Source organism: Ruegeria sp. CF3 (assembly GCF_056537365.1).
The window spans coordinates 13,272-27,092 of record NZ_JBQFRK010000004.1; the positions used below are offsets into that span (position 1 = coordinate 13,272).

Annotated in this window: 9 protein-coding genes; 6 read left to right on the forward strand and 3 right to left on the reverse strand. The window is 56.3% G+C overall.

Annotation, left to right across the window (positions count from 1 at the left end):
* Positions 1-24: 24 nt before the first annotated feature.
* A complete protein-coding gene (locus ACR0KC_RS14525) occupies positions 25-1,605 on the reverse strand; it encodes an arylsulfatase (protein WP_480796344.1) in 1,581 nt (526 codons plus the stop codon).
* Positions 1,606-1,752: 147 nt separating this feature from the next.
* Here ACR0KC_RS14525 and ACR0KC_RS14530 point away from each other — a divergent pair, with 147 nt between their 5' ends.
* Both ACR0KC_RS14530 and ACR0KC_RS14535 read left to right on the forward strand, forming a co-directional pair.
* Positions 1,753-2,661 (forward strand): LysR family transcriptional regulator, encoded by a 909-nt coding sequence (locus ACR0KC_RS14530; RefSeq protein ID WP_480791276.1) that lies wholly within the window; start codon positions 1,753-1,755, stop codon positions 2,659-2,661.
* 337 nt (positions 2,662-2,998) lie between these two features.
* Positions 2,999-4,438 carry an IS1182 family transposase gene (locus ACR0KC_RS14535; protein ID WP_480791275.1) on the forward strand — a complete coding sequence of 480 codons (1,440 nt, stop codon included), beginning with the start codon at positions 2,999-3,001 and terminating at the stop codon, positions 4,436-4,438.
* Positions 4,439-5,298: 860 nt separating this feature from the next.
* Here ACR0KC_RS14535 and ACR0KC_RS14540 read toward each other — a convergent pair.
* On the reverse strand, positions 5,299-6,561 hold the full coding sequence (locus ACR0KC_RS14540; RefSeq protein ID WP_480791274.1) for a class II D-tagatose-bisphosphate aldolase non-catalytic subunit: 1,263 nt from the start codon (positions 6,559-6,561) through the stop codon (positions 5,299-5,301).
* Positions 6,558-7,514, reverse strand: a complete 957-nt coding sequence (locus ACR0KC_RS14545) for a carbohydrate kinase family protein (RefSeq protein ID WP_480791273.1) — start codon at positions 7,512-7,514, stop codon at positions 6,558-6,560. Before ACR0KC_RS14545 ends, ACR0KC_RS14540 begins: the two co-directional genes overlap by 4 nt.
* 120 nt (positions 7,515-7,634) lie before the next feature.
* On the opposite strand from ACR0KC_RS14545, the gene ACR0KC_RS14550 reads away from it, so the two are divergent.
* The 4 genes from ACR0KC_RS14550 (at position 7,635) to ACR0KC_RS14565 (ending at position 13,784) form a co-directional block, all read left to right on the forward strand.
* The gene (locus ACR0KC_RS14550; protein WP_480791272.1) at positions 7,635-8,681 is read left to right on the forward strand and encodes a LacI family DNA-binding transcriptional regulator; all 1,047 of its coding nucleotides are present in this window, start codon (positions 7,635-7,637) and stop codon (positions 8,679-8,681) included.
* A gap of 234 nt (positions 8,682-8,915) precedes the next feature.
* A complete protein-coding gene (locus tag ACR0KC_RS14555) occupies positions 8,916-11,846 on the forward strand; it encodes a Tn3 family transposase (RefSeq protein ID WP_480791271.1) in 2,931 nt (976 codons plus the stop codon).
* 112 nt (positions 11,847-11,958) lie between these two features.
* Entirely contained in the window at positions 11,959-12,519 is a 561-nt protein-coding gene (locus ACR0KC_RS14560) for a recombinase family protein (protein WP_480791270.1), read from the forward strand.
* Positions 12,520-12,812: 293 nt separating this feature from the next.
* Positions 12,813-13,784, forward strand: coding sequence for an ABC transporter substrate-binding protein (locus ACR0KC_RS14565; RefSeq protein WP_170512729.1), 972 nt, complete (start codon positions 12,813-12,815; stop codon positions 13,782-13,784).
* Positions 13,785-13,821: the final 37 nt, after the last annotated feature.

The window sequence follows — 13,821 nt, forward strand, 5'->3', positions numbered from 1 at the left end:
AGGGAATAACGAGGAGGAGAGACCTCATTGCGACAAGCCGCCTTCCTGGTTGATCTGAGCTTCCACCTCGGCGGCATTGCCCGGTGCCATGCCGCGCGGCGGAAATGCCTGGAAAGACTGAAGATGCTGGCGAACCACGGCATTGGCCGGGCCAAAGGCCCACATCTTGTCCCCCATCCAGCGAATGAACATGCCGGATTCCTCCATGGCCTTTTCATAGGGGTCGCGGCGCAGGTTGGTCAGTAGCGGCGCGTTCAGCTTTTCCTTGGCCCCCGCCCAGCCGTGATTCTGGACTACGAAATGCGCCTTCCAGTCGCCATACCGGATGGCCTGCAAGTCTGTCCGTTCATAATAGATGACCTCCTTGCGCTGGCTTTCAGCCTCCCCTGTCAGAAAGTTCAGTTGGTTGTATCCGTCCAGATGCACCTTGTAGCCCTGATAACCTTCGCGCAGGCGCTCGGGCAGGTCGTCGGGGCCGCCGGCGGCCGCAATCAGTGTCGGCAGCCAGTCGAGCGAGTCGAAGATGCCGTTCTTTACCTGCGCCGCGGGAACCTGACCGGGCCAGCGGATAATCGCGGGCACCCGGAATCCGCCCTCCCAGGTCGTACCCTTTTCACCCCGGAACGGGGTTGTGCCGCCATCGGGCCAAGTCAGCGTTTCCGGGCCGTTGTCGGATGTGAAGACGACAATCGTGTTCTCCGCCACGCCAAGGGTTTCCAGCCGGTCCAGAACCTTGCCGACATTGTCGTCGAGTTCCTTCATGATCACGTCCTGCAAGCCGCGCCCGTTGCCCAGCATGGCCTCGTATTCGGGACTCAGATGTGTCCAGACATGGGCGCGCGCAGGGGCCATCCAGACAAAGAACGGCTCTTTGTCTTCTACCGCGCGCTCGATGAAGTCGATCGTATGCGCGGTCACTTCGTTCTCGACCGTCCGCTGACGTTCGCGTGGCAGGGGGCCGTCATCCTCGATTTTCTGAAACCCCACCTTGCCCCAGCGCGGGTGGACGCTTTGATCCTCGGTGTCGGTCGCCCAGGCATGCAGCACGTTACGCGGGCCGAACCGGTTGTTGAATTCTTCGCCGCCCGGCCAGTCGGGATCTTCAGAGTATTCCATGGCGTTCAGGTGATAGAGCCAGCCCCAGAACTCATCAAAACCCCGGTTGGTCGGCAGGAATTCGTTGAGATCGCCAAGGTGGTTCTTGCCGAACTGCCCGGTCCGGTACCCTAGATCGCGCAGCAGAACCGCAAGCGTGGGGTCATCGGGTGACAGGCCCACCGGATCACCCGGCAGCCCTACCGTGTGCATGCCGGTTCTGATCGGCAGTTGCCCGGTGATAAAGGCCGACCTTCCGGCCGTACAGGATGGCTGGGCGTAGTAATCGGTCATACGGACGCCTTCTTGCGCCAGTTGGTCCAGGTTCGGGGTCTGAATGCTCTTGATGCCCTGATGATAGCTGCTCAGGCTCGCCCAGCCCACGTCGTCGGCCATGATGAACAGGATGTTCGGCTTGCCCGTGTCTGCCAAAGCCGGAGAAATCGTTGCAACCAAGGCCCCCGCGAAGGTTGTGAAAACGAGTGTGGCAAGTCTTCGTATCTTGAGCATTTTGATGGTTCCCCGTTTTGTTGGGAGCAGATGTTACCGCATTCGGACCCAATTTGAAGCTCGCCGGTTAACGGAGCGATAGGCGATGTGCAAACTTCCGGAAATTGGTATCATGGTTGCGAATAGTGCAACTGTGAAAGCGGCGCGATGCTCAACCACAAGGCCCTGTCCGCAGTAATCACCCTCATGGAATGCGAGAGTTTCCAAGAGGCAGCGACCCTGTTGAACATGTCTCCAGCCGCCTTTTCCCGTCACATCAAGGCGGCCGAGGACTATGCGGGCTTCCGACTATTCATCCGTGGGCGCACCTCCGTCCGACCGACTGGTTCGGGTGCGGCTTTCATTCGGCACGCGCAGGACCTGCAAGAGGCGATTGCGCGCTTCGACCAGGCAACACACCAGATTCAGGAGGGGACACAAGGCGGCCTCTTAAGGATCGCCTGCGGTCCCCTGACAACGCAGACGCTAATCGCACCGGCCCTGCGCGAAGCGGCCCGCCAGTTCCCCGGCCTTCGTTTCAAAGTCTTAGTTCGGGCGACTTTCGAGCCGATGCTTGCCCTTAAGCGGGGCGATATCGATCTCTTCGTCGGAGACCTGACGCATACGCCCCTGGTCGACGGCATTGAAGTTCGGGTCGTCGAAAAAAAGCCTGTCATCTTTGTTGCAGCGGCGGGCCACCCTCTGCTGTGCGGTGGGCCCTATGGATTGCCGGATATCCTGCGTTTCCCGCTCCTGTCGCCTTTCCTGCACCGCCACTGGCGCAACACCATTGCCAAGACTTTGGGAGATGATGAGGCTGCGAAGAACCTGATTGAGGGTATCCCGGCGATCGAGTGCGACGACTACGCTTTGTTGCTCAATCTGCTCGAAGACAGCAATCATGTCTGCGGTGGGATGCAGGAAAACTTTGCCGAACGCCTCACCTCGGGCCAGTTGCAGGAGATCAACATGGCCGGCCAGATCCTGTGGAACATCAGTGTCGTTCGCCGAAATCAAGAAGTGTCCGACGCTCTCGAAGCTGTCTGGGAAAGTTTGGTTGGCAGACATGACCAATGACCTCGGTCGATGGTTCCGCTGAGAGGAGGTTCATCTACCAAGTTTGTAAGAAACCTAGCCTTCAGGTTGCTCCCAGTCCCGGATCTAGGCGGATGTATTTTGGTCGCCTGAACGGATTGCGCGGTAGCCACCATGGAATTGCTGGATGACCATTTCCCCACATCGTCCATTGTGTCTGTCAAAATGAACTGAACACATGTGGTTGTTCACCGATGTTCACCATCTACACCGAAAAAAACCAGCCGTTGCTACTTCACGCGGCATTGGTAGAAATGGGCTGAGGCTGTGTGGAAACTCCGAATGATGTATGCTTTTGGTCAAAGACTGGGGGGCAGGCATGTCGGGATATATTGAGAGCGCGGAGCGCAGCCAGGCGACGCTTTTTCCGGACCGACTTGAGGATTGGATCGGTGAAGACAATCCGGTCCGCGTGATTGATCTCTTTGTGGAGGAGATTGATCTTGAGGAGATAGGTTTCCAGCGGACGGCGCCGGCGCGGACAGGGCGTCCGGGCTATCACCCATCTGTCTTGCTGAAGTTGTTCATCTACGGCTATTTGAACCGCGTGCCCTCCAGTCGCGCGCTGGAGCGGGAGGCTGGTCGTAATGTCGAGGTGATGTGGCTGACGGGGCGACTGGCCCCGGACCATAAGACAATCGCCGATTTTCGGCGCGATAACGGTCCCGCCATTCGACGGACTTGTGCGCAGTTCGTCGAACTATGTCGTCGGATCGGGGTACTGAAGGGGGATTGTGTTGCCATTGATGGCTCCAAGTTCAAGGCGGACAACAATCGAGACAAGAACTTCACCAAAGGCAAAATCGCCAGCCGTACAGGCCATCTGATCGCCAGCATTCAGCGTTATCTTGACGATATGATCCGGATCGATCGCCAGGAAGAGGGTGAGGTTCGGGCCGAGAAGATAGCCAACCTGGCACAACGCTGCGAGCGTATCCGGCAGGAGATCGCGCGCCTGGTTGATATGCGCGAAGCGCTTAATCAGAGCTCAGACAGCCAGATTTCTCTGACCGATCCTGACAGCCGTTCCATGGCTACCAGCGCTAGGGGGAGTGGTTTTGTCGGCTACAATGCCCAGTCCGCGGTGGATACTGAGACCCACTTGATTGTCTCACATGACGTGATCAATGCCGGGCATGACCGCGATCAGCTGTCCCCGATGGCCAAGGCGGCGAAGGCCGCTCTCGGGCGCGATAAAATGGATGTAGTCGCGGATAAAGGATACTTTAGCGGTCGGGAAATTCTGGCCTGTCATGAGGATGGGATTACCACGACCCTCCCCAGACCTGAAACATCCGGCAACCGCAAGAAGGGACGGTATGTGAAGGCTGACTTTGCATATGACGCGGGCGCAGATGTGTACCGATGTCCGGCGGATGAGGCGCTGACATACCGCTACACGACCCAGGAGGGTGGCCTAACAATACGGAGATACTGGACCAATGCCTGTCTGAATTGTCCTTTAAAATCGCGTTGCACAACTGGCAGAGAGCGCCGGATCAGTCGCTGGGAGTACGAGCATCTGGTCGACGAGATGCAAGACCGTATGAGCAGCAAACCTGCTTTGATGAAACAGCGTCGCTCAACTGTCGAGCACCCATTCGGCACAATCAAAGCCTGGATGGGCGCGACGCATTTCCGGATGCGAAGGCTCAAGAACGTGCGCACCGAAATGGCCTTTCATGTCCTTGCCTATAACATCAAACGGATGATCTCTCTGGTCGGAGTACAGGGGTTGCTGAAAGCAATTCCAGCCTAAGCCAGGGAATTTAGATCAAATGGCACCCTGAGAAACCCGATGAGAACGCTGTTGCCGCCCACCCACCGTGTAATGAACGCCAAAATGACCCAAAAAAAGAAAACCTGCCAATTTTTTTGAAAAACGCACGCACGGAAAAACCAAAAGAGTTTCCACACAGCCTCGGCTCGCTGCCGCCATTCTCTGCGGCTCGCACCGACTGGTCAAAAAGAGCCCCAACCGGCCATTGCCTCTCAGCATAGGCGCTGCGGATGCATTCGGCGGCTTTCGGCGTAGCCCGGACATTCAGTTCCGCCAAGTGAAAGGGGAAGGCGCGGACGAAGTGTGAATTCGCTGCGGCTGAGCTAACGTCCGCTATCAGAAACCATGCCAAAAACGGTCGTTTTTGTCACGCGGGTCGATTGTGTCAAAATCCTTGAAAGATCTTGTGCCACAAACCCTTGGCAAAGCCATCTTTGATTTTGTCACGTTTTGGCCGCACCCGGAACAGAGCAGACATTCATGCAAAGCGCAGCATCGATCAAAATGGGCTCGTTGCCGTCATCGGAACAACCGCAGCATCTCATTGGAAGGCCTAGATCACGACGATGAGGACGGCCCAGAGCTGCCATTGATCGACCGGTCATGATGCTGCGCAGGCAGCCCGTTAGACCGGACTTTCGCCGCGCTGCAAAAATCTTAGCCATTCGAATTTACAGATCGCGGGACGAAGCCGCCTTGTGCACACGCAGCCTTCGCTGACGCAGAAACCTCTCGCGGGCGCGGCACGCCTTTTGTTGCATTTCAGAGGATTTCCCGATTGCGGTCATTCATCGGCGCAAGATCCGGCAAGCCTGCCGATACATGCGGGCGGGCCATCTTCAACAAAGGAGAGATTGACCGGCGGCCTCGAAATAGCGGGCGATGCAACGTTGTGTGTGGCGTTCGATCAGGGTCGTAGGATCGGTTGGCATTTCACCAAACTCCAACCCCATGAACGCTTGGGACACAAGCGTTTCCGGCAGAGGCTGCATTTCGAGAGACTCCAACAAGGATGTCAGCGCCGCGTCGACAGCTTGGTCGGTCCAGTAGTAGCGAATACGATCACTGTAACTGAAGATTTTCAGCGTCTCCAAAGCCTGACCGGTGCCGCTGTAATAGTCCCGCCAGAACTCCGGTTGCGCATTCATTCGTTCAAGCAAGACATCGCGGATGCTCAATTGGCGTTCCGGTTCGATCTGGTCTTCGATGCCCGCAAGAGCCCAGACAGCCTCCCGGAAACGGAAGGTCAGTTCGGGGCCGACTTTCAGGAAAAAGAAGTGGTTTCTGACCAGATCAGACAGAGCTTGGGTCGATTGGTAATCCGTCGAATGCGCCTCGAACGTCAGGCCGTCCTGGGACAGGATTGCAGCCGCCAGAGGTTTGGCCTTTTCCGGTTGAAAGGGATAGATCGACGTATGCCCGAAATCCACGCCGGGTTGTGTTACGACAGAAACGATACGTGACCAGGCGGCGTCCAATCCTCGGGCGGTCCAGGCATCGCGGTGCGTCTGGATGGTGTTCTCGAAACGCGCCACCGAGGTGACGTCGAGCGCGTCAGGCTCCTCGCTTTCGCCGCCGGGAACGGGGACCTCGGTTCCGACAACATAGATCAGTCTGTTGGGGTCGGGCGCATGTGCCTCGGCCACCGCGCATAGGTCGGCGGCCCGCTCGGCGATTTGTTCGAATCTGGGGTTCGGCTCTCCACCGCACGCCATGCTGGCATCCAGGTGGATTTTCGTGAAACCAGCTTCGACATATAGTTTGACCAGCTCGCGTGCCTTTTCCATGGCTTGATCGAGCGGCTCAGACCGCCACGGATTGGGACCAAGGTGATCGCCACCGAGAACGAGCTGATCCATGGGCACACCAGCCTCATCCGCCATTCCGCCAAGCCAGACTATGAAATCCTGCGGCGTCATGCCGGTATAGCCGCCCTCCTGATTGACCTGATTGCAGGTTGCTTCGATCACCGTGGGCAGGCCTGTTCTGGCTGCATAGGAAAGAACCGCGCGCAGCACATGTTCATTCGCGGTGCAAAAACAGGGCAGGCCGACAGGCTCGCCGTCCCGGTTTCTGGCGATCAGATCGTGGACAAGGCTCATGCGCGCCGCTCCGTTTGTGTTGCGCTGTCAAGGAAATCGGCGATCTCGGCAGGGGTGGAGTTGCCCTCCATCGGACCACGGCGCGTCACCGCAATGGCACCGGCGGCATTGGCGTGTTGGCCTGCCTCGAAAAGCGACGCACCTTGCGCCAGAAGGGCGACAAAGGTGCCGCAGAATCCGTCGCCCGCGCCTGTCGGATCGATTTCATCCACGGCATGTCCCTGGAAGTCGTGCCGTTCTCCTTGGCCAACGATCGTCGCCCCTTTGGCGCCGCGTTTGATTGCAATCACTTCGGCCTTTGCGTCGAGCAGCTGTTGGACGGCGGCGTCTTCGTCAAGATCGGGGTACAGGAATTGAAGATCGCTTGTGCTGGGAAGAAGGCAATAGCTGCGGTCCATGACCTCGCGGACGGCGTCCAAGGCCGCGCTATCGCGCATCAGTTCGGGACGTGCATTCGGATCGCATGTGATCCAGCCGCCTGCGTCCGACACGCTGCGCACGGTGCTCAGTATCTTGTCGCGCATCGAAGCGACGCCAAGCGAAGATGCCGATACATGCAGGACGGTTCCGGCAGGATCTGGAAACGCAGGGACCTCGAAGGTATCAGCCGCAGTTCCAGACAGATGGAAGATGAAATCACGGTCGCCACTGTCATAGTAGGAAACGAAGGCGACACCGGTGCTGTTGTCTTGCGAGATATGTATGCCATCAACGCCGACGCCGTCGGTTTCGAGCCTTCGCAGCACGCTGCGCCCGAACCCGTCAGCACCGACGCCCCCGATCATTTCGGTGCGTGCGCCCATACGGGCGACCTGATCCAGAAAGATCGCGGGCGCACCACTGGGATAAGGGCCGGAGTAGTCGGCAATCTGCTCCAGAGCACAATTCCTCCGATGCGATACAAACTCGACGAGGATTTCGCCTATGGCCACAATTGTCCGGTTGTCCGACACGGGTTCTCTCCTGTTTGGAGGAAGTGTGTAGACATTTTTTTTACATGTGTCAAAGTTGAACTGAAGGCCCTGCTCGATTATGAGTCTCGATGCAGGCTGGCACAGAAAGGCGTTCGGCAGATGGCTAAGAGTAAGAGAAAGATCGGCACAATGAAAGAGTTGTCGGAAGCCATCGGCATTTCGCGCCCGACATTGTCCCGCTACTTTCAGGATCCTTCGTCTGTCCGTGCCAGCACGTCGCAGAAGATCAGGGAAAAACTGGAAGAGGTTGACTATGTCTATAACTTCATTGCCACCCGTCAGAACAGAAAACGGTCGGGCCTGGTGGGCGTTATCATTCCTTACTACAACGACCTGTTTTTCACGAGCCTTCTGAAGGCAATAGAAAGCGCCGCCCGCTCTGTCGGTTTCACAGTGATCACGCAAAGCTCGGACGGCGAGGCCGAAGGCGAAATCCAGGCGCTTGCGCGGCTGCGGTCGATGAATGCCGATGGGGCGATCATCGCGCCATTGGGCTTGGAAAGCTCGACCGAGGCGCTGCGGATTGCGCAAGCAGATTTCCCGATCGTCTTCACCGACTCGCGTCCCGCCGAACGGATTGAAGGCGCCGATTTCGTGGGAACAGATAACACACAAAGCATTGCATCTATTGTGGAATACCTGTCTCGCACGGGGAGCGCTCCGTTGTTCCTGGGAATGCCAAAACTCAACTCCAACGCGATGGAACGCGAAAACGCTTATTCTGAAAAGATGCGCGCACTTGGCTTTGAGCCTAGGCTTATGAATACGGAAGGTGCGCCCGACTCGTGGGAATTCGAGGCTTACGGCCTTGGCGTGATGGATCAGGCCTTCAGCCGCCAGAAGCATCTGTCGGATACCATCCTTTGCGCCAATGACCGCATTGCGATCGGGGCGATCCGCGCGGCAAACAAGCACGGTTTGTTTGCCAACCACCCGAATGCCGCGGGCGGGCTTCGAATTGCGGGGCACGATGATCATCCGCTCAGCCAATACATGTACCCCGCCATCACAACGGCCGCGCAGGACATCACCGGAATTGGTGAAGATGCCGTGCGCGTGCTGGCAGAGCGCATCCGGGGCGAGCGCACGGATGCACCGGTTTCGATCTTCAGGGAGGCCACGCTCAAGATTCGCGAGTCGGCCTGAATCTTGCGCCAGCATTGACGGATCGGCATTGTTTTACATGTGTAAAAGATTTCTTGACTCACCGCCACGCTCACGCAATTATTTACATGTGTAAAAAAGGGAGGATTTCATGTCTTTGGCCCTGTACGCACGAAGTGGGGTAAAAACGGCAAGATTTCAGAGTTTGGTTTGAGCTATTGACATTGGGTGGTGTTCCGTAAGTATATTCCGGTATTGACTTGAATTGGAATGTGCATGCAACAGATTTGGTCCGATGAGGAGCTGAGGGAGCGTTGGATTGTGAGTGACGCGGAACTTGGCCTGTTGAAGGGCATGTCTGAGCCGCGGCGTCTGACGTTTTGCTATTATCTCAAGTATTTTCAACTTCACGCGCAGTTTCCCACGTCGTTGGATTTTGTCTCTGCGCAGGTACTTGAGTTTTTGGCGTCGCAGATTGGTAGCGCCGATGACAATGGGCTTCCGGTTGTTCCGAAGAGAACGGCTCGCTTTTACCGACGCCAGGTAGTTGCGTTTCTCGACATCCAGCACTTTGACAAGGAGGCCCGCGCGGTTTTCCTGGACTGGCTGGTCGAGACCGTTTTGCCGACCGCCCCGAATGAGGCGACATCGGATGCTGCCGTCACAGAATGGTTCTTGGCCATGCGAATGATCCGCCCCAGGACCAAAGCCCGGGCAAATCTGATGGCGAAGGCAGAGCGCCGGTTTGAGCGCATTCTGTTTACCAGGATCGCAGGGAGACTTTCCGATGACCATCGGGCGCGCCTTGATGCCCTGCTTGAGACGGCGGATGGCCTTTCTCCCTTTGCCGAAGTGTCACGCAGTTCCGGTGCAGCCAGCGTGGAAAATGTGCTCAGAACGGTGACACGCCTGGAAACCGTTCGTGCAGTCGGTTTGGATCAGTCCATCCTGGCGGATGTGCATCCGGATCTTGTTGAACGGTTTCGGTTGCGGGCGGGCACAGAAGATGCGTGGGACATGCGCCGGCACCCGGATGAGACGCGATATGCGTTGCTATGCTGTTTTCTTATTCCCCGCGCTGCTGATTTGGCCGACGAACTCAGTGATCTTCTGATCAGCATCACCCACAAGATATCGGCCCGTGCGGAAACCAAGGTCATCAAGGAGCTTGTGGCCGAGTTTCGCAAGGTCGAGGGTAAGACGACGCTGCTGTTCAAGATGGCGCTTGCGGCAGAAGCTGAACCGACCGGTCGCGTGTGCGATGTGATTTTCCCAGTGGTCAGCCAGAAGACCATCAGCGATCTGGCGAACGAATATCGTTCGGAGAACCCGTCATTTTCGTATCGTGTGCATCGCAAGATACGCCGATCCTATGCGCAGCATTACCGGCGCATTCTTCCCGTGATCCTCAAGACGCTCACCTTCAGGTCAAACAATCAGAACTGGCGCCCGCTTTTGGATGCCATTGAGGTCTTGGCCGCAGATACAAGCAGGAAACCGCAATACTTTTCTCTCGATGAGGTACCGCTTGACGGTGTTGTCAGACCCAAGTGGCGGGATATTGTCATTGAACCCGGACCCGGCGGGCAATCCCGCCTCAACCGCCTCAACTATGAGATTTGTGTCCTTCAAAGCCTGAGGGAGCGTCTGCGCACCAAGGAGGTATGGATTGAAGGTGCGGCCAGATACTGCAATCCTGACCAGGATCTGCCACAGGATTTTGATGACAATAAAGAGCAATACTTCCAGGACATTGGACAGCCATTGGAAGCGAGTCATTTCGCCGAACGCCTCAAGGGTGATCTCATCACCGCCCTGGATGTGTTCAACCGCGATTTGCCTTCGAACAAAAACGTGGCGCTGAAGTCGCGGGTCGGTAAAACCCGGATATCGCTCAAACCACTGCAGGCCCAGGATGATCCGGCCATGCTGGATACACTGAAGGAGGAATTGACCCGCCGATGGCCCATGACCAGCCTGTTGGATGTGCTCAAGGAGGTTGATCTGCGCATCGGCTTCACCAAGTCTTTCCCCACGGCGGCCGCGCGACAAGCCCTGTCCGGCGATGAGGTATCCCGCAGGCTTCTACTGGCGCTTTATGGGATCGGCACCAATATCGGGCTAAAGGCTATCGCTGCCGGGCCGCACAATGTGACCTACAAAGAGCTGCTCTATATTCGGCAACGGTTCATACACAAAAATGCACTGCGCGCGGCAACCCGTGCCATTGCCGATGCCACAAACCGTATCCGCGCCACAGACATCTGGGGCGATGGCAGCAGCAGTTGTGCGTCAGATTCTACCCAGCTCGGGTCCTGGGATCAGAACCTGATGACCGAGTGGCATCAGCGCTATGGCGGGCGCGGCGTCATGATCTACTGGCACGTCGATGCGAAGGCGACTTGCATCCATTCGCAGCTCAAGCAGGTATCTTCCTCAGAAGTGGCGTCGATGATCGAAGGCGTTTTGCATCACGGGACCGATTTGGAGATTGATCGCCAGTTCGTTGATACCCACGGCCAGAGCGTTGTCGGTTTTGCTTTCTGCTATTTGCTGGGGTTTGAGCTCATGCCCCGGTTTAAAGGAATAGCGCGTCAAAAGCTGGTACGGGCTCTTCCAAAATCCGAACGCACCTATCCTAATCTTGAGCCGCTTTTTGTGCCCAAACCGATCAATTGGGATCTGATCGCTCAGCATTATGATGAGATGATCAAACTGGCGACAGCCCTGAAACAGCGAACCGCGGAACCAGAGGCCATTCTGCGCCGTTTCATCCGCGGCCAAAGCCACCCGGTGTTTGCGGCGCTTCTGGAACTCGGCAAAGCAGCCAAGACGATCTTTTTGTGCAAATATCTTGGCGACAAGGATTTGCGGCGCGAAATCAACTCCGGCCTCAATGTGATTGAACGATGGAACGGGGTGAACGACTTCATCTTCTACGGCAACGGTAATGAGCTGGTATCCAACCGGCGCGACGACCAGGAGATATCGGTTCTGTCGCTGCATTTACTGCAGGCCAGCATGGTCTATGTGAATACGCTCATGATCCAGGATGTCCTTGCGGATCAGGGCTGGCGCAAGAAAATGACCACCCGCGACATGGCGGCACTGAACCCGCTGCCACACAGCCACATCAATCCATACGGTGTCTTTGATCTCGATATGAGCACGCGCCTGCCCCTGAACGACATGCCGGTGGCGGCATGATCTGTTCCGAAACTTATAACAAACGGAACGATATTTTCCGGGCGCGAAATCAACACCTTGCAGAATCCGTAACTCCGTTCCGTATCTATACCCGAAAAACAGGCGTAAAACCATGCTGATCGGCTATGCACGTGTTTCCACCACCGGACAGAACCTGGAAAGCCAGATTGAGCACCTTCAGGCTGAGGGGTGTGACAAGGTATTCCAGGAAAAACTGACCGGCTTTGATCGTCGCCGCCCGCAGCTCGAGAAGATGCTGAAGCAGATCAAGCCAGGTGATACGCTCCTGGTCACAAGCCTCGACCGGCTGGCCAGATCTACTCATGATCTCTTCGTCATTACCCAAAAGATAGAGGCCGTCGAAGCGTCCTTCCGTTCGATACGTGAACCCTGGGCCGATACAACAAGCTCCATGGGGAAGTTCTTACTGACTGTATTTGCAGGACTTTCTGAGCTGGAGCGAAATCTCATCAATGAACGAACCGACGAAGGCCGGACATCAGCCAAAAAACGTGGTGTGAAGTTCGGTCGAAAGTCCAAGCTTACCCCGCACCAGCAAGATCAGGTCAGAACCATGCTACAGGAAGGCCAATCCATCCGCGCCATCGCTCGACATTTCAACGTCGGCGTCGCTACAATCGACCGCATAAAACGAGCAACACCTCTCCAATAAAATCTTGCCGTTTCTGACCCACTTCGGGCGTACAGGGCCCTTTTGAAAAGAGTCAAAAATTCACACGCATATGCCACCTAGGGATACACATCTGAGATGCTATCGTTGGAGCGAAGGTCATTAAATTCGAACCTGGCTTCATCTCTCCACCTGTAAACAATTGTACATGATTCAAAATTCTTTTCAGTTCTTTGCTCATAGGCCTGTCGGTACAAATCATTGCTACAAACAAGGCGAATTTTGGCTTGGAGCGTTTCTCCGTCCCTGTTTCGCCGACAACAAGGAGGAAAGAAATGTTCAAGATTTCAACGGGACTCGGGTGTGTATTTGCTGCGGCAATTACCGCCTCGGCGGCCCAAGCGGACGAATGCGGCGAAGTATCTATCATGCAAGGCGACTGGGGGTCTGCGCAGATCGTCACAGCGGTTGCGAAGTTCCTGATGGAGCAAGGTTACGGGTGCGACGTCACCGCAATGCCGCTCTCGAGCAACCCCGCGCTGGCATCCGTATCCGAGACCGGAGAGCCCGATATTCTGACTGAAATCTGGACAAACGGCGCGCCGGCTTACCAAGGGCTGGTTGACTCAGGTGCGATCATTCCTGTGACCGAAGTTCTATCAGATGGCGGTGTCGAAGGGTTCTTTGTTCCGAACTACCTTGTGGAGGAGCATCCGGAACTGGCAACAATTGAAGGCATCGCAGCCAACCCCGAACTCGTCGGAAATCGATTTCACAACTGCCCCGAGGGATGGACTTGTCTGAATGTCAGCACCAACCTGATGAAGGCAGGCGGGCTGATTGATGCAGGCATTGAAAACTTCGTGCATGGATCAGGCGAAACCCTTGCCGCTTCGATCGCTGCCGCCTACGAAAACAAAGAGCCATGGTTCGGCTTTTATTGGGCGCCGACTTCAGTACTGGGTAAATACCCGATGACTCTGGTCGATATGGGCCCCCATGACCCTGAAAAGCATGCCTGCAACATCACAGCGGAATGCGGGACGCCAGCAATGAGCGCCTTCCCTCGCAGCGAAGTGGTTACAGTTCTCTCCAAGGAATTCATGGCCGAAAACGCAGCAGTGTCTGAGCTGATGACAAATCTGTCCTTCACCAACGCACAGATGGGCGAAACGCTGGCATGGGTCGAGGACAACAATGCCTCCTACGATGAAGGTGCGGTGCACTTTCTGACGACCTACAAGGATGTCTGGGGGGCGTGGCTTAACAATGCTGCGCGCGACAAACTTTCCGCATTGCTGCAGTAATCTGCACGGAAAGGGGCATCCTCAGTGATGCCCCTAA

Excerpts from the sequence above, each read along its gene's own strand:
- ACR0KC_RS14540 (WP_480791274.1), bottom strand. The coding sequence starts at position 6,561 with ATGAGCCTTGTCCACGATCTGATCGCCAGAAACCGGGACGGCGAGCCT.
- ACR0KC_RS14555 (WP_480791271.1), top strand. The coding sequence starts at position 8,916 with ATGCAACAGATTTGGTCCGATGAGGAGCTGAGGGAGCGTTGGATTGTG.
- ACR0KC_RS14535 (WP_480791275.1), top strand. The coding sequence starts at position 2,999 with ATGTCGGGATATATTGAGAGCGCGGAGCGCAGCCAGGCGACGCTTTTT.
- ACR0KC_RS14565 (WP_170512729.1), top strand. The coding sequence starts at position 12,813 with ATGTTCAAGATTTCAACGGGACTCGGGTGTGTATTTGCTGCGGCAATT.
- ACR0KC_RS14550 (WP_480791272.1), top strand. The coding sequence starts at position 7,635 with ATGGCTAAGAGTAAGAGAAAGATCGGCACAATGAAAGAGTTGTCGGAA.
- ACR0KC_RS14560 (WP_480791270.1), top strand. The coding sequence starts at position 11,959 with ATGCTGATCGGCTATGCACGTGTTTCCACCACCGGACAGAACCTGGAA.
- ACR0KC_RS14530 (WP_480791276.1), top strand. The coding sequence starts at position 1,753 with ATGCTCAACCACAAGGCCCTGTCCGCAGTAATCACCCTCATGGAATGC.
- ACR0KC_RS14525 (WP_480796344.1), bottom strand. The coding sequence starts at position 1,605 with ATGCTCAAGATACGAAGACTTGCCACACTCGTTTTCACAACCTTCGCG.